19 protein-coding genes are annotated in these 23247 nt (G+C 66.2%); 9 read left to right on the forward strand and 10 right to left on the reverse strand.

What is annotated here, in order from left to right:
• Positions 1-31: 31 nt before the first annotated feature.
• A complete protein-coding gene (locus QCE69_RS21795; RefSeq protein WP_309932949.1) occupies positions 32-1189 on the forward strand; it encodes a porin in 1158 nt (385 codons plus the stop codon).
• An 81-nt stretch (positions 1190-1270) separates the two neighbouring features.
• On the opposite strand, the gene QCE69_RS21800 is transcribed toward QCE69_RS21795, so the two are convergent.
• Positions 1271-3664 carry an ATP-binding protein gene (locus QCE69_RS21800; RefSeq protein ID WP_309932951.1) on the reverse strand — a complete coding sequence of 798 codons (2394 nt, stop codon included), beginning with the start codon at positions 3662-3664 and terminating at the stop codon, positions 1271-1273.
• A gap of 298 nt (positions 3665-3962) precedes the next feature.
• On the opposite strand from QCE69_RS21800, the gene QCE69_RS21805 reads away from it, so the two are divergent.
• The gene (locus tag QCE69_RS21805) at positions 3963-5750 is read left to right on the forward strand and encodes a ShlB/FhaC/HecB family hemolysin secretion/activation protein (RefSeq protein WP_309932952.1); all 1788 of its coding nucleotides are present in this window, start codon (positions 3963-3965) and stop codon (positions 5748-5750) included.
• A gap of 20 nt (positions 5751-5770) precedes the next feature.
• Here the strand turns inward: QCE69_RS21805 and QCE69_RS21810 are convergent, their stop codons facing one another.
• From QCE69_RS21810 to QCE69_RS21825, 4 genes are all read right to left on the reverse strand, one after another.
• On the reverse strand, positions 5771-8119 hold the full coding sequence (locus QCE69_RS21810) for a filamentous hemagglutinin N-terminal domain-containing protein (protein ID WP_309932955.1): 2349 nt from the start codon (positions 8117-8119) through the stop codon (positions 5771-5773).
• 277 nt (positions 8120-8396) lie between these two features.
• On the reverse strand, positions 8397-8765 hold the full coding sequence (locus QCE69_RS21815; protein WP_309923063.1) for a hypothetical protein: 369 nt from the start codon (positions 8763-8765) through the stop codon (positions 8397-8399).
• Positions 8766-8860: 95 nt separating this feature from the next.
• Entirely contained in the window at positions 8861-9205 is a 345-nt protein-coding gene (locus QCE69_RS21820; protein ID WP_309923065.1) for an STY0301 family protein, read from the reverse strand.
• Positions 9192-9623, reverse strand: a complete 432-nt coding sequence (locus tag QCE69_RS21825; protein ID WP_309923067.1) for a BPSL0067 family protein — start codon at positions 9621-9623, stop codon at positions 9192-9194. The genes QCE69_RS21820 and QCE69_RS21825 overlap by 14 nt, the downstream gene beginning before the upstream one ends.
• 198 nt (positions 9624-9821) lie before the next feature.
• Between QCE69_RS21825 and QCE69_RS21830 the strand changes: the two genes are divergently transcribed.
• Positions 9822-10577 (forward strand): phosphatase PAP2 family protein, encoded by a 756-nt coding sequence (locus QCE69_RS21830; RefSeq protein ID WP_309932956.1) that lies wholly within the window; start codon positions 9822-9824, stop codon positions 10575-10577.
• 1 nt (position 10578) lies between these two features.
• Here QCE69_RS21830 and QCE69_RS21835 read toward each other — a convergent pair whose 3' ends face one another.
• A complete protein-coding gene (locus QCE69_RS21835; RefSeq protein ID WP_309932958.1) occupies positions 10579-11658 on the reverse strand; it encodes a hypothetical protein in 1080 nt (359 codons plus the stop codon).
• 241 nt (positions 11659-11899) lie between these two features.
• Here QCE69_RS21835 and QCE69_RS21840 point away from each other — a divergent pair, with 241 nt between their 5' ends.
• Genes QCE69_RS21840 through QCE69_RS21865 form a run of 6 tightly spaced genes read left to right on the forward strand, consistent with a single transcriptional unit; the run spans position 11900 to position 18322 of the window.
• Complete coding sequence (locus tag QCE69_RS21840) at positions 11900-13153, forward strand: MFS transporter (RefSeq protein WP_309923072.1); 1254 nt, start codon at positions 11900-11902, stop codon at positions 13151-13153.
• A complete protein-coding gene (locus QCE69_RS21845) occupies positions 13150-14388 on the forward strand; it encodes an FAD-dependent oxidoreductase (protein ID WP_309923074.1) in 1239 nt (412 codons plus the stop codon). The genes QCE69_RS21840 and QCE69_RS21845 overlap by 4 nt, the downstream gene beginning before the upstream one ends.
• Before the next feature lie 27 nt (positions 14389-14415).
• A complete protein-coding gene (locus tag QCE69_RS21850) occupies positions 14416-15318 on the forward strand; it encodes a dihydrodipicolinate synthase family protein (RefSeq protein WP_309818210.1) in 903 nt (300 codons plus the stop codon).
• Positions 15315-16313, forward strand: a complete 999-nt coding sequence (locus QCE69_RS21855; protein WP_309923076.1) for a 4-hydroxyproline epimerase — start codon at positions 15315-15317, stop codon at positions 16311-16313. Before QCE69_RS21850 ends, QCE69_RS21855 begins: the two co-directional genes overlap by 4 nt.
• A gap of 12 nt (positions 16314-16325) precedes the next feature.
• Positions 16326-17561, forward strand: a complete 1236-nt coding sequence (locus tag QCE69_RS21860) for an amidohydrolase family protein (protein WP_309923078.1) — start codon at positions 16326-16328, stop codon at positions 17559-17561.
• 50 nt (positions 17562-17611) lie between these two features.
• Positions 17612-18322: a GntR family transcriptional regulator gene (locus QCE69_RS21865; protein WP_309923080.1), complete on the forward strand. Its 711-nt coding sequence runs from the start codon at positions 17612-17614 to the stop codon at positions 18320-18322.
• On the opposite strand, the gene QCE69_RS21870 is transcribed toward QCE69_RS21865, so the two are convergent.
• The 4 genes from QCE69_RS21870 to QCE69_RS21885 all read right to left on the reverse strand — a co-directional run bounded on the left by QCE69_RS21870 (position 18309) and on the right by QCE69_RS21885 (position 23117).
• Positions 18309-18749, reverse strand: coding sequence for an aconitase X swivel domain-containing protein (locus QCE69_RS21870; RefSeq protein ID WP_309923081.1), 441 nt, complete (start codon positions 18747-18749; stop codon positions 18309-18311). The two genes, QCE69_RS21865 and QCE69_RS21870, sit on opposite strands and share 14 nt — an antisense overlap.
• On the reverse strand, positions 18736-19989 hold the full coding sequence (locus tag QCE69_RS21875) for an aconitase X catalytic domain-containing protein (protein WP_309923082.1): 1254 nt from the start codon (positions 19987-19989) through the stop codon (positions 18736-18738). Before QCE69_RS21875 ends, QCE69_RS21870 begins: the two co-directional genes overlap by 14 nt.
• A 76-nt stretch (positions 19990-20065) precedes the next feature.
• Positions 20066-21796, reverse strand: coding sequence for a D-lactate dehydrogenase (gene dld / locus QCE69_RS21880; protein WP_309932959.1), 1731 nt, complete (start codon positions 21794-21796; stop codon positions 20066-20068).
• A gap of 7 nt (positions 21797-21803) precedes the next feature.
• Positions 21804-23117, reverse strand: a complete 1314-nt coding sequence (locus tag QCE69_RS21885; protein WP_309923086.1) for an MFS transporter — start codon at positions 23115-23117, stop codon at positions 21804-21806.
• Positions 23118-23247: the final 130 nt, after the last annotated feature.

The raw sequence follows: 23247 nt of genomic DNA on the forward strand, positions 1-23247 counted from the left end.
AGCTTTCGCTTTAAAAGGACTTCGCACAATCATGAAAAGAACTCTCATCATCGCGGGTGTGCTGGGCGCATTCGCCGCGTCGGCGCAGGCGCAAAGCAGCGTCACCCTGTATGGCACGCTGGACGCGGGCCTCGTCTACGCGAACAACGAGCACGGACACAGCAACTGGGGAGAAGGCAGCGGCTCGCTTTCGGACACCTACTTCGGCCTCAAGGGCGTTGAGGATCTCGGCGGCGGCCTGCATGCGCTCTTCAAGTTGGAGAGCGGCTTCAACATCAACAACGGCCGCTACACCGAAAGCAACACGATGTTCAATCGCCAGGCCTATGTCGGCCTGCAACATGACCAGTTCGGTACGTTGACCTTGGGCCGCCAGTACGATTCAGTGGTCGATTACCTTGGGCCGTTTTCGGAGGCCGGCGCCGGCTTCGGCAACAACTTGAGCGCCCATCCGTTCGACAACGACAATCTCGACCATTCGTTCTCGATCAAGAACTCGGTGAAGTATCAAAGCGTCAACTACGCGGGCTTCAAGTTCGGCGGCCTGTATGGCTTCTCGAATGACGCGGGCCAGTTCTCGAACAACCGCGCGTGGAGTGCGGGCGCATCTTACGGCAACGGTCCGCTGAACGCCGCCGCCGCGTACCTGCAAGTGAACAACTCGCCCAACAATCTGAACGCGGCCGGCGCGGTGTCGGCAGGTCAGGGCAACAACGCCAACCTGACAGCGGAACTGCAGCGCACCTTCGGCGCCGCAGTGAACTACACCTACGGCCCAGCCACCGTCGGCTTCGTGTGGACCAACACGCACTTCGACAACCTGATCGCCGGGGCGCAGGGCGGCACGTCAGTCGCCATACCTGACGACGCGAACCTTCACCTGAACAACTTCGAGCTGAACGGCCGCTACATGCTGACGCCGGCGCTGAGCCTCAATGCCGCCTACACCTACACCGACGGCAAGGTGTCGGGCGCGCACGGCTCGGGCGATCCGAAGTGGCAAACCGTCTCGCTGCAAGCCGACTACATGCTGTCGAAGCGCACCGACGTCTATCTCGAAGGTGTGTACCAGCATGCTTCGGGTCAGCTCGGCGATGCCGGCGCGAACGTGGCGATGATCAACACGCTGTCGCCGTCGTCGACCGGCAACCAGGTTGCTGCAACGGTCGGCCTGCGCCACCGCTTCTAAGCGGAAACCTGGCGGTATCAAGCAAAAGCGGCCGCGCTCGAAAGATCGCGGCCGCTTTGTCATGCTGCGCTTGAAGGAAACCTATTCCTTCTTCGGCTCCGGGCCCCCGATGATCTGGCCGACGTCATACGCCGTACCGCCCGTGCCCGCCACGAGCCGCGCCAGCGCTGTGGCAGCCGTGTCGCGCCGCACGCCGCTCTCCGGCCGATACTGCTTCGGCAGCGCCAGATAGAAGGTGGCGCCGGCGTCGGGCGCGCCTTCCGCCCAGACCTTGCCGCCATGCCGCTCGATGATGCGCCGGACATTCGCGAGTCCGATGCCGGTGCCGTCGAAGGCATCGTTGACGTGCAGGCGCTGGAACACGCCGAACAGCTTGTCCACGTAGCGCATGTCGAAGCCGATGCCGTTGTCGCGCACGAAATACACGACATACCCGGCCAGTTCACCGCTGCCATCCTGTGCGCCGACATGAATCTCCGGCTGCGGACGCTGCGCGCTGAACTTCACCGCGTTGGACAGGACGTTCGTCAACGCCACATGCAGGAAGACATGGTCCGCTTCGATGGACGGCAACGCGTCCACCATCCAGCGCACGCGCGCGGACCATTGTTCGTCGATGTCGTTCTGGATCACGGTGTGGACGAGCGCGCGCACATCAACGGGATGCGGCCTCAATGCCGCGCGGCCCAGTTGCGCGAACGAGAGCAGGTCGTCGACCAGACGGCCGCCGAAACGCGCCGACGTCACCACGCGCTCCAGATAGCCGCGTCCGCGCTCGGAGAGCTTGTCGCCGTCGATCTGCTTGAGCAGGTCGGCGAAACTCACGATATGCCGCAGCGGCGCGCGCAGATCGTGCGAGACCGTGTAGGAGAACCCTTCCAGCTCGTGATTGGCGCGGCCGAGTTCGGTCGCGAGCTGGGCGATTTCCTCCGCGCGCCGCAACACGATGCCGAGCACCGCCGCGCGAAACTCGAGCGCGATCTCACGTTCAGCGGACCGCCACGGCAGCGAGCGGTTGCGCACCACGTCGGTCCATGTTTCGAAGCTCAGGCGCGGCGAGAGCGATTCGGCCAGCCCGGTGAGCTTGGCGCGCGGATCGCCGGCCCATTCGATGGTCTGTACCACTTCCTGGCGGAACCAGACGACGTAATTGCGATAGATCTTCGAGATCGACACCGCCAGGAAACCCGCGACGTCCGGCGAGCCGGCCAGCGCCGGACAGTCCTGCGATGCGTGGTCCGACATCACCACGTCCTCGCTCTGGTCATCGAGCCAGTCGACCAGCGCGGTCACCGCATGCTCGCCGGGCGTCACGCCGACCAGCGACGTGCGTCCTTCGAAGATCACCGCGGCCCCCGACGAGCGCGTGAAGCCGAGCAGGTCCGAAGGGTCGTTGACGAGCGCCTCGACGAAGCTGTCGGTATTCGCCATCGACGAAAGCAGCTTGGACAACATGCGCCGCAGTTCGAGCCGGTAGTGCGCCTCGTCCTGCGTCTCGCGCGCCTCGATCTGCAGCGATACGATCTGCGCGACGTGCTCGCACGCGGTGCGCACTTCGAAAGGCGGCAGACGCGGTGTCGCGTGGTGACAGGAGATCAGGCCCCAGAGCGTGTCGTTGACGAGGATCGACATCGACATCGAAGCCAGCGTGCCCATGTTGCGCATGTACTGCAGGTGAACCGGCGACACGCTGCGCAGCGATGCATACGTGAGATCGGTGGGCCGCTTTGTCTGCGGATGCAGCACGGGAACGAGCGGCGCGGCCTCGTAATTGGCGTTCGAGATCAGGCGGATGCGGTTCCTGCGATACAGCTCGCGCGCCTGCGCCGGAATGTCGGAGGCCGGGAAATGCTGGCGCAGATAGGACGGATAGCCGGGATCGACGGCTTCGGCCAGCACATTGCCGTGGCCTTCTTCGTCGAACTTGTAGACCAGCGTGCGACCGAAGCCGGTGATGCGCGAGATTTCCGTCGCGGCGAACTGGCACAGCTGTTCAACGGTGCGCATCGTCTGGACTTCGGTGACGAACGAGCGCACGAGCGGATAGATGGTCGAGAAGACATCGGCGGTGTCCTGTGCCGGCTCGGCTTCGACGAACAGCAGCCCGTCATGCCGATGCACGATGATCGCCATCGGACCGTGCGACGTCCAGCCATCGATCATCACGTTGCCTACGTGCAGGGCCATGCCGTCGCGCGACAGGTGTTTCAGGCTCGCGACCGCGCGCTCGCTGGCGGCCGGGCCGAGCACGTCGGACAGTGCGCGTCCCAGGCAGGCCTCGGGCGCGAGGTGCGCGAACGCGGCGACATTGCCGCTCACCTGCAGGATGTGGCCGTGCGCGTCCACGCTGAAGAACACGCCATGCGGCTGGATTCCACCAGGAATGTGGATCGGCTCGCGTGCGCAGTCGTCGACGGCGAGAGCGTCACGCGGGTCGGGGCGGGCCGTGCCGGCGGTGGAGGTTTTGTCCATCATCGTCCTGAATGCGGTCTGGCTTGTTGATCGCGCCGGTTGCGAAAAGCGGGATTCGGTTGGTCGGGCGGCATGCCGCGCACGGCATTTCGGCGTTTTCTACAGACGCTGCGATAATCCCGCGCGTCATTTCTACTCAATGGACAACGAGTCTTCGAGCCATGACGCGGCAAGCGCAGGAATTGTTCCGCGAAGGGTGCGTTATGACCGTGTCATCGTACGATCGGACACATCTGCGGCGCAGACGCGGCTGATACCATGCGAAGCCCAATGACGATCGCCGGAGCGCGGCGCCGCATGCATGGCTCAGCTTGCCGGAAACCGCATCATACGGGGTTCGCGCCTTCTTGCCGCGACGTTGTCCACGACATTGCTGTGTATCGCGCCGATTCACGACGCCTGCGCGCAATCCTGGCGCGACGTCGCGCCGCTTGCGCCGCCGTCTTCCGAGCGTCCGCGCGAGGCGCCCCGGCCGCCCCAGCCCGGCGACGACTCGCAGCGCGTCGCCATTCAGGATCTGCATGGTCTGGCCTTCACGAGTGCGGACGCGGCGATGGCATCTGCTCCGCAGGCGGGCGCCGGCGGCGCGATCACGGCAGCGAATCTGCCGCTGCTGACGCCTGACTTTCTCGACCGCTTCTCCGACGACCTGCACCGGCCGCTCACCTTCGCGCGCCTCGCCGAGATTCGCCGCGCGGTGGTGGCGCGTTATCGCGAAGCGGGCCAGCCGCTCGTCGATGTGTATGTGCCCGAACAGGATGTGAGCGGTGGCGTCGTGAAGATCGTCGTGGCCGAATACCGGACGGGCCGCGTCGTGCCGAAGGGCAACCGCTGGTTTTCCGACGCGTTGCTCGAACGCGAGATGCCTCTGACGAGCGGCGCGCCGATTCGCGAGGCGGATGTCGCGTCCGGCCTGGCACTGCTCAATGCAAATCCTTACCGCCGTGTCGATGTGGTCTACGCGCCGGGCGCGGCGCTCAACACGACCGACGTCATCCTGCAAACCGAAGATCGCTTCCCGTTCCGGGTCTACGGCGGCTACAACAACGACGGCGTCCGCGCGCTGGGCCGCGACCGGCTTCTCGCGGGCTTCGACTACGGCAACCTGTTCGGCATCGACGCGCGCTTCAGCTATCAGATGACCGCGAGCAATGATCTTGTGAGCGGCAATCCCGATATCGAAGGGCGGCCGGATCGTGCGCGCTTCATCGCGCATGCGTTCAACTTCGTCGCGCCGCTGCATGACGGCGACCGCATCGAGTTGTTCGGCGTGTTTGCACAGAGCACGCCGCGCTTGCCGGACAGCTACGGGCAAACCGGCCTCAGCGCCCAGCTCAGCCTGCGCTACGACTGGCGCCTGCCGCCGCTCGATCACGCGGGCGCGTGGCAACAGCAGGTGCAGATCGGCTACGACTTCAAGCGCTCGAACAATGACCTGGAGTTCGGCGGCTTCCAGGTGTTCAACGCCAACACGCACATTCACCAGTTCGTGCTGGCCTACGATCTGTCGAACAGCGACGCGAGCGGCGACACGCATCTGAACGCCGCGCTGTACGCCAGCCCCGGTTATTTCGACGGCAGCAGCAACGACGTGGCCTACGACACCGCGCGCCTCGGCGCGAAGCCGCGCTACCAGTATGTGCAGTTGGCGGCATCGCGGGATCTGGCCATTGCGGCCACAGGGTTTTCGGTATCGGCGCGCGGACTGGCGCAGTGGACCGGGAGCACGCTGTTGCCGAGCGAAGAACTCGGCCTTGGAGGCGATGCCACCGTGCGCGGTTACGAACCCTACGCGGCGCAGGGCGACCGCGGCTGGAACGTGCAGACGGAACTGCGCGCGCCGGCGCTCACGGCGGGCATTGCGGCGGTGCAGCCCTTCGTGTTCTTCGATGCCGGGCACGTATGGAACCGCATCCCGGAGTTCGGCGAGGTCAACAATGCGTCGCTGGCGAGCGTCGGCGCCGGCATTCGCGTGCAGATGGGACGCTTCGTCAGCGTGCGCGGCACCTATGGTTTTCCGCTGCGCGCCGTGGTGCCCAACGGATCGAAGGCGCCCCTGGGCGAGATCTTCCTTGTGATCGGAAGCTAGGGACGCCTTCGTTCAACGCCTCAATGCGCCTGCTGCCACTGGAGTATCGGATGCGTGGCGCCGGCGGGCATCGCCCATACGCCGCCTGCCGGAATGTTCCAGTCCAGATAGTTCGACGCGTTGCTCATCTGCGCGGTGCTGAGCCCGTTGGAGTCGGGCGGCGCGGTGCCCGAGTTCGACGCGGCGGCGGTGGTGCGGATGGTGGTGTCGCGATTCCAGTAGACGTTGTTGTGGATGGCGCCCGTGTTGTAGCCCGCGATGCCGCCTTCCGGATCGCCCGGAGGCCCGCCGCCGCCCACCTGGCCGGTGGCGAAGGATTCGTTGATGACGCCGGTCGTGCCGTTGCTGTACACGAGTCCGCCGCCGCCGAAGCCGCCGACGCCGCCCGTCGCATACGACTGCGTGATGAGCCCCGAGTTGAACGCGACAAGTCCGCCGGTGTTGCCGTGCGTGCCGCCGCGCGTGAAGCCGGTCGCGTACGACTGCGCGATGGTGCCGTTGTTCACCCCGACGAGCCCGCCCGCCGCCGTCTGGTAGCCGACGTCCGCCGTGCTCGACGAGCGCGCGATGGTGCCGTTGTTGACGCCCGCGACGCCGCCCGCGCCGAAGCCGCCGAAGCCGTTCTGCGAGACGCTGCCGGTGGTGTTGACGTAGGTGACATAGCCGTTGTTCTGCCCGACCAGCAGGCCCAGCCCGCCTGACGTATTGCCGCCCGTGTTGCCGTTCGTGAGGTTCAGGTCGCGCACGACGCCCTTCGTGCCGATGACGCCGAACATGCCGAAGTAGTCGTTGTCGAGGTCGGCGGCGGTGGCGAGCTGGTCGATCGTGTGGCCGAAGCCATCGAACTGGCCGGTGAAGGGCGCGGTAGTGGTCTGGCCGATCGGCGTGAAGTAGTTGGGATACGCGGTTGCGCTCGCGTCGATGTCCTTGCCGAGCGCGTAGTTGCCCGCCAGGTCCTGCGAGACGTTCTTCAGGTCGGCGAGCGTGTTGACGAACTTGTAGCCGGTCGCCTGCGTGACGAGGCCGCTGTATTGCGCCGCCGTCCAGCCGCTGTTCGTGAGCACGGTGCCCGGCGCGTAGCTGCCGTTCATGTCGTAGAGCGCGCTCACGATACCGCCGCTCTTCGACCAGTCGATGGTGCCGCCGTTCGTCACGCTGCCGCCGTTGTCGGCGCCGGCCGAATCGGCGCGCAGGGTGAGATTGCCGTTGCCGCTGTTGGCCAGCGTCGAACCGGCGCCGATCGACACGCTGTGCGCCGCGTTGAGCGTCAGCGAGCCGTTGCCGGTCCACTGGACCGAGCCGTTCACCGCGAGATCGCCGCTGCTGCTCTGGGCCACGACCGACGTGCCGTTGGCGAGACTGCGCGCGAGCGCGGTGCCGGTCGGCTGATCGACGGTGAGCGCGGGCGCGCCGAGCGTCCAGTTGCCCGCATGCACGTCCGCGCCCGCGACATCGAGCGCGTTGGCGTGCGTCTCCACGGAGCCGCCGCTGCCGTCCGCATTGGCTGCCGCGATCGAGCCGTTGGCGTGGACCGCGCCCTGATCGGCGACGAGCCAGACGTGGCCGTCGCGCGTCGCGGTGCCGGTCGCGCGGATCGCCGCGCTGTTGCCGGCGAGCGCGTAAACGTTGCCGTCGGCGGCTTGCAGGCTGGCTTGCGCCGCCTGGATCGCGCCGGCGTTCATCACGGAGCCGCCGCTGCCGGCCTGCACGAAGACCTGCTGGCCGCCCGACGCATCCTGCAGCAACACCTGGCTGCCGCTCGCGAGTTCGGCGGTGCCTTGCGGCGCGCTGATGGTCCCGGCGTTGATGACGGCCGTGCGCGACACGAGGAACACATCGCCGCCGCTCGAACCGATCTTGCCCAGGTTGATGACCATGCCGTTGCCGCCGCCCGCGAGCGTCAGCGGGCCGCCCTGCATGAACGCGGCGTCGCCGACATCCAGCGCGGAGGCGACGAAGCGCCCGCCCGTCGCGACCACGCCGCCGGGGCCGACAAGCACGCCTTGTGGATTGACGAGATAGACGCTGCCGCTCGCGCTCAGCTGGCCGAGCAGCACCGACGCGTCGCCGCCCGTCACGCGATTGAGCGTCGCGCCGCTGCCGTTGTTGAACGTGACCTGCCGGCCGCTGCCGATCGAAAAGCTGTTCCAGTCGATCACGCCGCGCGACGTCGTCTGATTGATGGTGAGCGACTGACCGCCGCCGCCGATCGAACCGCTGCCCGCGACGAACTGCCCGCCGCTTGGCAATGGCGGCGCGGCGTGCGCAACGGTGGCGTAGGCGAGGCTTGCGATCAGAGGCACGAGCGCGGCGAGCGGTCGCAGGCGCGTCGAGGATGGTGAAACAGGCGAATGAATGCAGCGGGGCATGGCGACCTCCGTTCAGTGTCCATTTGTTTTCGGTTGTTTTCGATCGGGTGGCCGCTGACGGTGGTGCCAATTCGCTTCGGGATCAATGAGGATCGCGAGGCGCGAACATCGACGTGCGAGCAGGCGCGCCGATGGTAGCAATGCGCTGCATGCCGCCAATGTGGGGTGCCGCACATTCTTCAGAGCGAAAAAAAAGTCGCTGCCGCAACCTTTGGCGCATCAAGACGCGCGCCCGACGCGGCATGAAATTTGATCGCCGTGCGCGGTCGCAAACGATTCAATGCGGCGGTTTGCCCTTGCTGGCCAGCGTGGCCCGGCACTCGTGATAGACGCGTTGAACCAGCGCGTTCTCGTAGTCGAGCTCCTCGCTGTCCAGAATGCGTTCGACGTCGCCGCGTGCGGTGTCGTTGTCCAGCAGGTTCGACAGACGGGAAGCGAGCGCCTGCGCCGTGACGGAGAGCCGTGCGGTTTCGATCCAGTCGGCGGCGCGATGATGCCGGTCGAGCCAGCGATGCGCCGCGCGCACCTGGAAGGAGGGATCGGGCCAGTCGCCGTCGAGATAGAACGCGCCGAGGAATCCGCACGTGAGCCAGCACAGCAGATGCACCCGGTCATCGGGTCCGAGAGGATAGCGGACGTGGCTCATGAGGGCGGCGCGCGGCAGGCGATACGGGGTGCAATGACGATAGCACGCTGGCCGTGTATCGGGCGGACCGTCTCGCGCATGGGTGCGCGGGTGCGTCACTCGCAGTCGAGCTTCGTCAGGCCGGCGCCGTTGGTCTGGTAGCGGCACACGTCGACGCGCCCGGGAATGGCGATGTCGCGCGTGGCCTGATTGGCGTAGACGCATTGCAGGGTGAGCGCGCGGCCCTGGTCGTACACGTAGCCGATTTTCCAGCTGCCGCGACGAGCGTCGCCCTGGTCGGCGATGAGGGAAACCTGCTCGCTGGGCGCGCCGTCGAACAACTGGACGTAGCGTTCCTGGGTAGCGGGCAGCACCGGACAACTCAGCTGCGCCGCGCTGGCCGGACTCACGGCGGCGGCGCAGGCGCACATTGCCCAAAGCGCAGCCTTACTCGACGACATGAAACCTGTCCCCGTTGTTCACGTCCGATGCATGGCCCCAGCGCAATACCCGTGGGCCAATTGGCTTGCGCGGATGCGCGTACTGGTCATACACGGTGACGCCCGCCGGCCCCTGGCTCGCATAAATGGCTGCATGCCCGTGAAAGTGACCGTGATGGTCGAAGGTGGCGATGACCGTTCCTTCGACGATATGTCCGTTCCCCTTCACCGGCGCTCCCTTTCGCCAGACGGACGTCTCCGGAAGCGAAGGGCAGACTTGCCTGACGTACGACACGCATCCGCCGCAGTAATGCGGCGGGCCTTCGAGTGCGGCGGGAAACGGATCCTGATACGGGCCGTTCGTGGAACCCGGCGCGCACACCCACATGCCTGAGGGCGCGTGGGCGGCGTTCTTGTAGTTTCGGCTGACGTAGCTCATGGGTCCGGACGGGATAGCGAAGGTTGAACGAGCCATGCTGCGGCAATGGCCTGTCGATTCGATCCAAGGCTATCAATGCCGGGCGCTTTTCAGAACGCGAATTGTCCGATTTAGTTACTCGACGCGCGAGGCTGGATGCCGCGTCGGCTAACATGACTCCGCTCAAGCAACCTTCATCGTGCGAGGAACCGACACCCCATGGATTACCCGGCGCTTGCCCAACGCCACGCCTTGACGATCATCGTGGCGCTGCTGCTCGTCGTGCCAGCCGCGGCCTGGCTCGCATGGACGCATGCCGCGCGCCGGCCGCGCATGTCCGCGCCGGGCGTCGCCATCGCCGCGTTCTTGCCGGCGGCCTGCGGCGCGGCGGTCTTCATCGCCATCGCGACGCGTATCGCGCACGGCAGCGCGTTTGCATCGGCGGATCAGCGGGTGCTCGATGCCGTGCGGGACGGCGTGCCGGCGGCTGCCGCGCGCTGGTTCGGGCGCGTCACGCATCTCGGCGATCCCTGGCTTCTCACGCTGTTGTGCGCGTGCGCCTGTGTCGCGCTTCTGTTGGCGCGCCGCGCCGGGCTCGCGGTCTATCTCGCGGCCGCCACCGGCGTGGGCGCGCTGATCAATCACGCGCTCAAGTCGCTCATGGGCCGCGCCCGCCCGTCCGGCGCGCTCGTGCCTTTGCCCGAGAGCTTCGCGTTTCCGAGCGGGCATACGTTCGGCTCCATCGTTTGTTACGGCATGTGCGCGTACATGCTGATGCGCATCGCGCCGACCCGCTGGGACGCGCTCATCGTCGCGCTGGCGTGCCTGTTCGTGCTGATCATCGGGGTGAGCCGCATCGTGATCGGCGTGCATTTTCCGGGCGATGTGATCGGCGGCTTCGCGGCGGGCGGCGCGTGGCTGGCGTTGTGCATCGGCGTCGCGGAACTGGCGCGGCGTCGCATGCCGATTCCGTGATTCAGACGCGCAACGGGTGGCGCAACGCGACATCGAGATTCATGCGCGCCTGTCCGACCACGCGCGCCAACCCGGACCAGTAGTCGTCGATGAAGTGTCGCAGGAACGGGCTGGCGCTCGTCGCGGGCAGGTCGAAGCGCGTGCCGACGTCCTTCGGAAGATCGGCTTGCTTGTCCTGCATGCGGATCAGCGCGTCGCCATCGACGCGATATGAATAGATCTGTCTCGGCTGGGGCGCTCCGCCGTAGCGCGTCACCGTAGCCGGATGAAGGCCCGCGGAGCCGAACGTGAAGGCGGTCGCGCCGCTGGCTGTCGCCGCCGCCGCCGCGAGGCCGCCGCCCAGCGAATGGCCGGCCAGATAGAGATCGCCGGCGGCGCCATGCTGGCGGATCTCGTTGCCGATCTGCACCGCCCGCTCATATTGAGCCGATTTCATCGGCAGGTTGAATGCCTGCGCGAGGTTGGTGCTCCAGTCCCTGACGCTGGGGAGATCGGTGCGTTCGAACGCCAGCGTGGGCTTCAGGTCGTGACCGAAGATCGCCGGATCGGGTTCGAAGAGACGGGTGCCGAGTCCCGAGCCCGGCAGCTCGAGATCGTCCGGCGTCAGGCCGAAACGCGCGAGCTTCGTGGCATCGTCGGAAATGTCCTGCCAGCCGATGGGCGGCATCGAGCGGCGCGTGTGGTCATGCACTGCCTCAACCAGAAACGCCTCTTGCTGGGCAACCGTGTCGCGCGCGAGGTCCGCGGCGGACTGGCGAACTTCCGGCCTTTCGTCCGCTTCACCGCGATGAACCAGGTCCATCGTGTCGCTCCACTGCCGCGCCGCTTCCTGAGCCTGAGGTCCGGTCCAGCTTGTGATTCGCGCGCCTCCGCGCGGCAGCGTGTCCGAACTCGTCAACAACGCGTCAGGCGGCGTCGAATAGTCGGTGAAGCTGGTCTGGTCGAGATAGCCGCTGTATTCCCGGGCCATGTCCTGATCGACATTCGCAGGAAGCGCGGCGAGCGTTTCGTCGGCGGGCGACGCGGCGGGTAATTCATCTGCCGGTGAAAGCAGGCTGGCGGAAGATTCCGGGATCTGCATGACGACTCCATAAAGGCATACCAAGGCACTCTACGGAGCATCGGAACGGGTCATGCGGTAATCCCGCATTCAATCTCATCCGCTCATTTTGGATCCAAAATCCTTGATTCAGAAAAAAGATCGGCGCACAATCGCCCGGAACCGAATCGCCTTGTCCAGATGCTGCATCCTCTCCGGAGCTGTCATGACCGATCGAGCCCAAGCCGTTGCAAGCCCTTACGCCGCAAGCGAAAGTCCACGCATGTCCACGCAGACCAGCCGCGCAGTGACGGCGGCGGTGGTCGGCAATATCCTCGAATGGTTCGACTTCGGAACCTACGCGTTTCTCGCTACCGTGATCGCGAAAGTGATGTTCCCCACCGGCGACGACTTCGCCGCCATGCTCGGCACCTTCGGCGCGTTCGGCCTGGGCTTTGCCGCGCGGCCGCTCGGCGCGATCATCTTCGGCTGGCTCGGCGACAAAAAGGGCCGCAAGTGGACGCTGACCTTCGTCATGCCGCTGATGGCCGCCGCCACGCTGTTCATGGCCTTGCTGCCCACCTACGCGTCCATCGGCATCATGGCGCCGGTCCTGCTCGTGGCGGCGCGCATGCTGCAGGGCATTTCCGTCGGCGGCGAACTGGGCAATGCGGTGGCGTTCCTGGTGGAATGGGCGCCGCCGAAGAAGCGCGGTCTCTACGGCAGCTTCCAGCAATGCAGCACGCTCGGCGGCATGCTGCTCGGCTCCGGCGCGGCCGCGCTGGTGACCACGCTGCTCTCGCCGCAGGCCCTGCTCGACTGGGGCTGGCGCGTGCCGTTCATCATCGGGGCGATCGTGATCGGGCCGATCGGCTGGATCATCCGCAAGCGCAGCGAGGAGACGCCTGTCTATCAAAGCGCCAGCGACGACGCGCCCAAGGCCCCGGCCCGCGCCCCCGCGCTGCTCGGCTTGCAGGCGTGCGGCCTCGTGATCGTCTGGACGGTTTCGCTGTACGTGCTGCTCAACTATCTGCCGTCGTTCACGACGAAGTACGTCGGCATGAATGCTTCGACGGCGCTCTGGCTGAACACGGCGGGTCTGATCGTCATGACGGCGTCGATCCCGTTCTGGGGCGCGGCGTCCGACCGCTTCGGACGCAAGCCCATCTACGCGATCGGCTGCGTGGCGTTCCTCGTGCTGCCCTATCCGATCTTCCATCTGATGCTCGCCTACAAGTCGGCGGCTGTCGTCGGCGCGGTGCAGGTGGTGGGCGGCGTGATCATCGGCATCTTCTCGGGTGTCGGGCCGGCCGTGCTCTCCGAACTGTTCCCGACGAAGATCCGCACGACCTGGATGTCGATCGGCTACGGCATCGCCAACGCGGTATTCGGCGGCTTTGCCCCGATGATCTCGATTGCGCTCATCAAGGCCACCGGTTCGCCGCTGTCGCCCGCGTACTTCGTGATGCTGGCCGCGCTCCTTTCCACGCTCACCGTCATGACCATCCGCGAAACGGCGCACGCTCCCTTGCAATGAACGAAGAAACAAATGATGTCGTGGTAGTCGGCGCCGGTGTGATTGGCCTTGCGTGCGCGTGGGCGGCCCTGCGCGACGGCGCCCGCGTGACGCTCGTGGAGCGCGATTTCGAAGGCGACCGCGCGTCGCACGGCAACGCGGGCGGCATCGCGGTGAGCGAGAGCACGCCGATCGCCGTTCATGGCATGGTCTCGAAGGCGCTGAAGTGGCTGATGGACCCGCTCGGGCCGCTGGCCGTGGACTGGAAGCATCTGCCGAAGGCGCTGCCGTGGTTCATGGCGTTCCGGCGCGTCGCCGAGCCGGAGCGGTATCAGGCCGTGTCGCATGCGCTCGCGCTGCTGAACAACCGCGTCTACGACGACATCCTGCCGCTGTTCGACGACATCGGCGCCACGGGCATGCACTATCGCCGTGGCGCGCTGACCGTCTATGAAACCGATGAAGCCTTCAATGCCGATCAGGACGAATGGGCCTTCAAACGTGAACTGGGCGTGCGCTGGCATGCGCTGAACGCGCAGCAGGTACGCGAATGCGAGCCGGCGCTCGCGCCGGTCTTCAGACACGGCGTGTTCCTCGACGACTGGTCGCACATCGGCGATCCGCGCCGCATCGTCACGCTGCTGCGCGAACGCGTGCGGGCGCTCGGCGCGCGGTTCGTGACCGGCGTGGCGCGCGCGATCGAGGCGCCTGGCAGCGTCGCGCTCGATGACGGCACCCGCGTGAGCGGACGCCGCATCGTCGTGGCGGCGGGCGCGTGGTCGGCGGCGCTGGCGCGCTCCATCGGCGACCGGGTGCTGCTGGAAAGCGAGCGCGGCTACAACGCTACGCTGCCCCGGCACGGCATTGCGCTGAATCGCGAGGTGATCTTCGCGGAACGCAAGTTCGTCGCGACGCCGCTCGACGTCGGCATGCGCATCGGCGGCGCGGCGGAGTTCGCGGGCCTCGACGCGCCGCCGAACTACCGTCGCAGCGACGCGCTGCTCACGCTCGGCAAGCGTTTCCTGCCGGGCATCGACGATACCGGCGCGGCGCGATGGATGGGTCATCGTCCCGCGACGCCCGATTCGCTGCCGGTGATCGGCACGTCGCCGCGCGTGCCTTCGGTCGTCTACGCATTTGGCCACGGCCATCTCGGGCTGACGCAGTCGGCGACCACCGCCGCGCTCGTCGCCGACGTCCTGGCGGGCCGCACGCCGCGCGTGCCGCTCGCGCCTTATTCGATTGCCCGCTTCTGAGCATTCACATCCACTGGAGGAGCAAACATGCAAGTGAACTGGAAAGGTGTCTTCCCCGCTGTCACGACCAAGCTGAAGCAGGACGGCTCGCTGGATCAGGAGGCTATCGTCAGCGGGCTGAACCGGCTGATCGAGAGCGGTGTCGGCGGGGTGGTGATGATGGGCATGGTCGGCGAAAACGCCCAGCTCACGCCGGACGAAAAGCGCACGGTGCTGAAGATCGCGGTCGAAACGGTGAAAGGGCGCGTGCCGGTCATCTCGGGCCTCGCGGAACTGAACACGGCGAACGCCATGCAGTTCGCGAAGGATGCGGAAGCGATCGGCGTGCAGGGCCTCATGGTGTTTCCCGGCCTGACGTATCGCTCGGACGATCGCGAGACCGTGGAGTATTACCGCTCGATCGCGCGTTCGACGCGCCTCGGCCTGATGATCTACAACAATCCGCGCGGCTATGGCGTCGACATGCGTCCGGACCTGCTCGCCCAGCTCGCCGACGAAGCGAACGTCGTCGCGATCAAGGAAGAGACCTACGACACGACCCGCGTGACCGATCTCTATGCGCGCTTCGGTGATCGGTTCGTCGTGTTCTGCGGCGTGGATGACCTGATCGTGGAATCGGTCGCGCTCGGCGTCACCGGCTGGGTGTCGGGCATGGCGAACGCGATGCCGAAGGAATCCGTCGCGCTGCTGAATCACGCGGTCAACGGCGAGTACGACAAGGCGCGCGCGCTGTACCGCGCGCTGATCGACCTGTTCCATCTCGATACGCACGTCAAGCTCGTGCAGTACATCAAGCTCGCGGAGAACATTACAGCCGGCTATCCGGAATACGTGAAGGCGCCACGCCTGATGCTGGAAGGCGAGGAACGCCAGCGGACCATCGAGATCGTGGAGAAGGCGATCGCCAGCGTGCGGGCGCTCGAGCAATGAAGTCCACGTTCTTCTGCATCGACGGACACACTTGCGGCAATCCGGTGCGCGTGGTCGCGGGCGGCGCGCCGCCGCTCGAAGGCGCGAGCATGATCGAACGGCGCGCGCATTTCCTGCGTGAGTTCGACTGGATCCGCACCGCGCTGATGTTCGAGCCGCGCGGCCACGAAGTGATGTCCGGCAGCATTCTCTATCCGCCGACGCGCCCCGATTGCGATCTCGCGATTCTCTTTATCGAGGTGAGCGGCTGCCTGCCGATGTGCGGACACGGCACCATCGGCACGGTCACGACGGCAATCGAGAACGGACTCGTGCGGCCGCGCGAACCGGGCGTGCTGCGGCTCGACACGCCCGCCGGCGTGGTCATCGCGCGTTATCGGATGAACGGCGAGCATGTGGATTCGGTGCAGCTCGTCAATGTGCCGTCCTTCCTGCATTCGCAGGATCTTTCGGTGGACGTGGACGGTCTCGGCGAGATTTGCTTCGACGTGGCCTACGGCGGCAACTTCTACGCAATCGTCGAACCGCAGCGTCACTACGAAGGCTTGCACACGCTGAAGCCTTCGGATATCCAGCGTTTGAGCCCGGTGCTGCGGCAGCGCGCCAACGAGAAGTACCGCTTCGTGCATCCTGAAAACGAAGCAATCAACGGCCTCAGTCACGTGATGTGGACCGGCGAGCCCACCGTGACCGGCGCCAGCGCGCGCAACGCGGTGTTCTACGGCGACAAGGCCATCGACCGTTCGCCGTGCGGCACCGGCACGTCGGCGCGCATGGCGCAGCGGGTCGCGAAGGGCCAGTTGAAGATCGGCGAACGCTTCGTGCACGAGAGCATCATCGGCACGCTGTTCGAAGGCGTGCCGATGCAAGCGGCGCGCGTCGGCGAATACGACGCCATCGTGCCGGCCATCGAAGGCTGGGCGCGCGTGACGGGCCACAACACGATTTTCGTCGACGACCGCGATCCGCTCGCGCACGGCTTCCTGCTCAAGTAACCGGAGAGATTCATGCTGATCCTGAAGAATGCCCGCGTGCTCGACGCCGATCACGAACGCGACGACGGCCGCTATTCCATCGTCATCGACGGCGGCACGATTCGTGAAGTCACGCGCGAGCCGGTGGACGCGGGCGGCGCGGAAGTGATCGATGTCGGCGGCAAGACGGTGATGCCCGGCATGATCGATTGCCATGTGCATGTGATCGCGTCGGTCGCGCATCTCGGCAACAACAGCCGTCTGCCGAACACCTTCGCCGTGCTGCGCGCGGTACCGATTCTCGCCGGCATGCTGAACCGCGGCTTTACCACCGTGCGCGATGCGGGCGGCGCGGACTATGCACTGTCGCGCGCCGTGGAGGAAGGCGTGATCGCGGGGCCGCGCCTGTTCGTCGCGGGCAAGGCGCTCTCGCAGACCGGCGGACACGGCGACTTCCGCGAACGCTTCGACAACTCGGACCCCGATCCGTGCGGCTGCAATCGCAACATGGGGGCGATCGGGCGCGTGGTGGACGGCGTCGATGAAATGCGCAAGGCCGTGCGCGAAGAAATGCGCGCGGGCGCGAATCACATCAAGATCATGGCGTCGGGCGGCGTGGCGTCGCCCACCGATCCGATCGGCAACCTGCAATTCTCCGTCGATGAAGTGAAGGCCGCCGTCGAGGAAGCGGAGTCGCATCAGACCTATGTGATGGCGCATGCCTATACGCCCAAGGCGATTGCGCGGGTCGTGCGGCTCGGTGTGCGGACCATCGAGCACGGCAATCTGATCGACGAGGAAGCCGCCGACGCCATGCTCGAACACGGCGCCTATGCCGTGCCCACGCTCGTCACGTATGACGCGATGGCCCGCGTCGGCGCGCAAATGGGTCTCGGCGAGGATACGCTCGCGAAGAACGAGTCGGTGCGCAAGCGTGGTCTCGAAGCCGTCGCGATGCTGCACAAGCGTGGCGTGAAGATGGGCCTCGGCTCGGACCTGCTCGGCGACATGCATCAGTTCCAGAGCGATGAGCTGTCGATTCGCGCGGAGATCGTTGGCGCGTTCGAGGCGATTCGCCAGGCGACGGCCATCGGCGCGGAGATCGTCAACATGAAGGGCAAGCTGGGCGTCGTGGCGGCGGGTGCGTTCGCGGACTTGCTGGTCGTGGACGGCGATCCGTTGAAGGACATTCGCGTGCTGACGGGGCAGGGCGAGCGCATCGCGGGCGTGATGAAGCAGGGCGTGTGGGTGCGGGAGACCTTGCGCTGAGGCCGCGTGCCAAAATGCCACCTTTAATCGACATCGCATAGCGGAAACACATGTCTTCAGCCGTGACTCCACTCCGCCGCCGCGCCGAAGTGCCCGATTCCGGCGACACCACGCGCAGGATCGTGCGCACGACGACGGTCGAACTCGTCACCACGGCGCTGCGGCAGCGCATCCTGTCCGGCGATCTCGCGCCCGGCGAAGTGCTGCGTCAGGAAGCGCTCGCCGACGAACTCGGCGTGAGCCGCGTGCCGGTGCGCGAGGCCATCACGCGGCTGGTCGGCGAAGGCTTGCTGACCAAGGTTCCGCACAAGGGCGCGTATGTGGCGGAGTTGTCGATCGGGGAAGTGCAGGAGACGTTCGAGATCCGGCTGAGGCTGGAGCCGTGGCTGTTTTCTCAGGCCATTCCGCATATCAGCGACGCCGAGATCGCGCGGGCCGAGAAGCTCGTGAACGAGATGGATCAGGCCGAATCGGGCATGTGGGGCCAGTTGAACTGGCGTCTGCACGAGACGCTCTATCTGCCCGCCGGGCGCGACATCACCTTGCAGATGCTGCGCGGGCTGCACGACCGCAGCGACCGCTATTTTCGTTTTCAGGTCGTGCAGGTGCCGATCCGCGAGCAGTCGCACGACGAACACATGAATCTCGTCGAAGCATGCCGGAAGCGCGATGCCAAGCTCGGCGCGAAGCTGCTCGAACAGCACGTGAAGACGGCCGCGCAGCAGATCATCGCGGTGGTCGAAACCATCATGGCGCGATGAGGCGGACGCGCGCGGGCAGTGCGGCGTCGCGGGCGTCGATGTCGATCTCCATGTGATCGGGCGCTGCCGCGATCTGCGCGAACGCGGCTTCATCGACCATCACGACGGGGACGTGCTTCGCATAGAGCTCGTTCGCGACGATGGCGCCGATCGACAGGATCAGGTCGCGCTCGGTCAGCACGATGCCGACCGGTCCGGTGCCGTTGCGCACGGCTTCCGCCAGCACGCTGCTGCTCGAACTCGACCCGCGTGCACGCGGCATCACGAGGATGCGCGCCGCGAGGCTCGTGCCGTGACCTGCGTGCGTGGCATCGACGATCACGCCGCGCGCCGCGTCATAGCCGCCCCAGAAACTCAGCGGCGGCAACGCAATGCTTGCCGCGCGCGCGTGGCCCGGAACCAGGGCGATTGCTTCAAATGCTTTCATCGAACCACACCTGTCCTTCGAAGGCCGAGCGCACGCATTCGCTCATGCTGCCGAACGCCACCGTCACGCCGATGTTCGCGGGCGCGTAGTGCGCCCATTTGCCGGAATTGGTCATCACGAGCCCCGTCACCTGCTTCATGACCGGCGTGATGTACGTGCAGGTATCCACGACGATCTGCACGCCGCGCTCGCCGAGCGTCTGCGCGATGCCGTCCTGCTCGAGTTGCCACAGCACGAAACGGCTCGTATTGACGTAGAAATCGCTGCGCGGCTTGCCTTCGTGACGGTCGAACAATGCGGCGAGCGTACGGAATTCTTCGACGGAAAAGTGTGGCGTGCCGAGACTCACGGCGGCCAGCGCATCGCCGGGCCGTGCGCGGCTCCAGCGTGCGCGCACCGCCGCGAGATCCGCCGCGCTCACACGCAGCGTGCGCTCGGGCGCGCGGCCTTGCAGTGCGGCGTCGAGCGTCGCGGCTTCCGGCGTGATGCCGACCGCATGGAACAGCGCCACCGAACCGCTCGATGCCGCCGCTGCGCCGAGCGCCTTCAGTTCGTCTTCGGTGGTGTCGGCGGGAAGGCCGGTGATCGCGGCGACCGTCGCACCCACTTCGCCGCCGAGCACGAAGCCGAGCGCGGCGAAGTGCGCGTCGCGATGCGGCGATGCGCTCACGTCCGGCGCCTCGATCACGACGCGCGCCGCGCGATTCTCCGTCACATGCAGTCCCGCATGCGGCACGCGGCCGGTGATGGCGGCGGCGAGATCGAGGAAGTCGCCATAGCGGCTCGTGCGCGCGCCGAGCACCGAATTGGCGAACACGATGGCATTGGATTCGGCCCAGGCAATCTGATCGCCGAGTTTCGGCCGATGCCGCAGTTGATACGGCGCGCACGTGAAGCTCGCCTCGCAGCCGAGTTCGACATGCGCCTGCATCAGCCGCGTGCCCGCGCGGGCGAGTTCGGCGTCGCCGCGAAACAGTTCGGGATGAATCAGATCGAGCGAGCCGACGTTGAGCGTAGTCGGCACGGACACTTTCGCGCCGCTCGCGACGAAGCGTTCCACGAAGTCGAGACTGGCCGCGCCGTGATAGAGACAGCCGTCGATGTGCGCCGACGTGATGTCGATCAACGCGCGGGCGTCCATGACGCGAGCCGTCGCGGCGACGATGCGCATTGCGAGCGCCACGCCTGCGCCGAAATCGCCGTTGAGCATCGCGCGGTCGCGCGGACTGAGAGTGAGCATCGAGCGGAACGAGGTGAAGAGGGTCCGCGTCAGGATAGCGGATTTGCGCCCCGTTCTCAAAGCAAGTCGGCGACCTTTACTCCCGATATGCCGCGAACTTCGAAGTCTTGCCGATGCCCGGATTCAGGCAGTTGCACGGATCGAGCTTGCGATAAAACTCGGCGAGCTGCGGCTTCGCTTCGTACAGATGCCCGACATTGTGCTCGGCCGGATATTCGGCGCCGCGTTCATCGAGCAAGGCGAGCATCTCGTGTTCGAGCGCCATGCAGTCGTGGCCCTTCGCGACGATATAGTCCTGATGGAACACGTGACACAGGAAATGTCCGTAATACAGCTTCCGCAGGATCGGCTGCTCGATCGGCCGCGGCAACTGCTCGAACCACGCGCGATCGTCGCGGCGCAGGGCGATGTCGAGCGCAACGATATCCTCCACCTCCCGATGATGCACCGCGCGATAGCGCACCGCCGCACTCGCCGCCGCGAAGCGATGCAGGAAGGCGCGGCGGCCTTCGTCGTCGGTACATTCGAAGTACGCGCCGGTACGCTCGTCGCTCGCGAAGTGCTGCTCCAGATACGCGCGCGCCTCCGCGACGCCGGCCGCCGGAACCTTCAGCATCAGGTGATGCGCGTAACGCTCGCGAAAGTCCAGCAGACGCGCGGGCAGATGCTCCGGCAGACGCTCGCTGAACCATTGGAGCAGACGGTCCGTCAGGTGCTTCGGCATGAAGCCGAAGCGCTCGAACCAGGCATCCGCGCGCGTCTTGAGATTGAAGAACAGCGGCAGACGGCCCGTGCCGAACCGGTCGATGATGACGAACAGATCCTTGCCGTAACGGCGCGCGACATCGAACGCATCGCGGTGCAGATATTCGCCTGCCACCGGCAGATGTTTGAAATTCGCCAGCACGTGCCGCCGCAGGCGGGTCAGCACGGCGGTGTCGTCGGTGCCGATGTAGAAGACCTGCGCGCCGCGTTCGGCCGCGAAGGTGTCAAGCCGCACCGCGAAGGTCATCACCTTGCCCGCCGAACCCGACGCTTCGAACAGCCGTCGCGGGTCAGCGTTGAAGCGCGCGGGCGTGGGCGCATCGACGTCGCGGACGTGCGTCGCATAGTCGTGATCCGAGGCCGCGGCGCCTGCGTGGACATCGGCGTCGCTGAACGCGCCGCTCTCAATACGTGCCAGGATCTCTTCCGGCGCGCCGCCGAGTTCGATGCCGAGGTGATTGACGAGGCGCGGCAGGCCCGAGGCATCGACGACGGCGAACAGCGCCATTTCCGTGTAGGCCGGTCCGCGATGCACGAGCGAGCCGCCCGAGTTATTGCTGATGCCGCCCAGCACCGACGCCCCGATGCACGACGAGCCGATCACCGAATGCGGTTCGCGTCCGAGCGGCTTGAGCGTGGTTTCGAGCTGATCGAGCGTCGTGCCGCCGATGCACACCACCTGGCTGCCGCCCTTGAGCAGATGCACGCGCCGGATGCGCGTCGTGCTGACGATCACGATGTCGCGGTCATAGCCGTCGCCGTCGGGCGTCGAGCCGCCGGTCAGCCCGGTATTCGACGCCTGCGTGATGACGATGGCGCGCGCCGCGCAGCATGCGGCGAGAGCGTGCCATTGTTCCAGCAGCGTGCCGGGGCGCACCACGGCCAGCACGCGACCGGCGCCGAAGCGATAGCCGGTGCGGTAGCGGCGGGTTTGCGCATCGCCGGTGAACACGTTGCGCGCGCCGACGATCTCGCCGAGCGAAGCCAGCAAACTCTTGCCGGCGTGCGCGAACGGGACGGAGGTCTGGGCCGTATCGGGCATGGCGGTCTCAAGCCTCTTTCGGGCCGGGGGCGGCGGCAGGGGAACCGGCCGTTGCACGCTGCGTGAGCGTCAACAGCGCGCCCAGCAACAGCGCCGCGGCAACCACGGCAAGGCCGGCGTTCGTGCTGTGCGTGACGTCCTTCATCCAGCCGATGATCGACGGGCTGACGAAACCGGCCAGATTGCCGATGGAATTGATCATCGCGATACCGGCTGCGGCAGCGGTGCCCGTCAGCACGCTGCTCGGATAGGTCCAGAAGACCGGCATCATCGAGAGCACACCGGCCGTGCCGAGCGAGAGCGTGAGCATCGCGAGCATCAGGTTGCCGGTGTGCAGCGTGCTCGCATAGAAGCCCACGGCGGCGGCGAGTGCAGCGACGGCAAGATGCCGGCGCCGTTCGTTGCGACGGTCCGAACTGCGGGCCACGAGCGTCATCACGACGATCGCGACCGCGTAGGGAATGGCGGTGAGCAGGCCGACATCGAAGGCATCCTTGACGCCGGCGGCCTTGATGAGCGTCGGCAGGTAGAAGCTCACGCCGTACAGGCCCATCATGCAGCAGAAGTAGATCGCCGCCAGATGCCACACGCGGCCGTTGGTCAGCACGCTTTTCAGCGAGTGATCGGCGTGTTCGGGGGTGTCGCGCGAGATGTTGTCTTCGAGAAGCAGCTTTTGATGCTCGTCGAGCCACGAGGCCGCGCGGATCCCGTTGGGCAGCATGAACAGGGTCAGCACGCCGAGCAGCAACGAAGGAATGGCTTCGAGCAGGAAGAGCCATTGCCAGTTGGCGAGCCCGTGGACGCCGTTGAACGCCGCCATGATCCAGCCGGACAGCGGGCCGCCGAGCACGCCGGCGACCGGAATGCCCATCATGAAGAGCGCGTTCATGCGGCCGCGTCGCGTGGAGGGATACCAGTACGTCAGATACAAGACGATGCCGGGAAAGAAGCCGGCCTCGGCGACGCCCAGCAGGAAGCGCAGCGTGTAGAACATGGTTGGCGTCCTGACGAACAGCGAGGCCGCCGATACCAGCGCCCAGGTGATCATGATGCGGCTGATCCACACGCGCGCGCCGACGCGATGCAGAAGCACATTGCTCGGCACCTCGAACACGAAATAGCCGATGAAGAAAATGCCCGCGCCGAGTCCATAGACCGATTCGCTGAACTTCAGGTCGTTGAGCATCTGCAGCTTCGCAAAGCCGACATTGACGCGATCCAGATAGGCGGCGACATAGCAGATGAAGAGGAACGGCAGCAGACGCCAGGTCACTCTGGCGTACGTGGCGTTTTCGAAGGTGGGGGTGGATTGTGGCGTCATCGCGTGTCTCCTGGTGCGTGTGCGACGTGTGCGGACTTGCGCCGCAACTGAGTGGCTGACGCGCATTGTTCCGCGACCGCACGAGGCTGTCGAGACACCGGACCAGTGGTCCGACCAGTTATTGTTGGCG

Origin of the sequence: Caballeronia sp. LZ032 (genome assembly GCF_031451315.1) — a bacterium.
Lineage (GTDB): Bacteria > Pseudomonadota > Gammaproteobacteria > Burkholderiales > Burkholderiaceae > Caballeronia.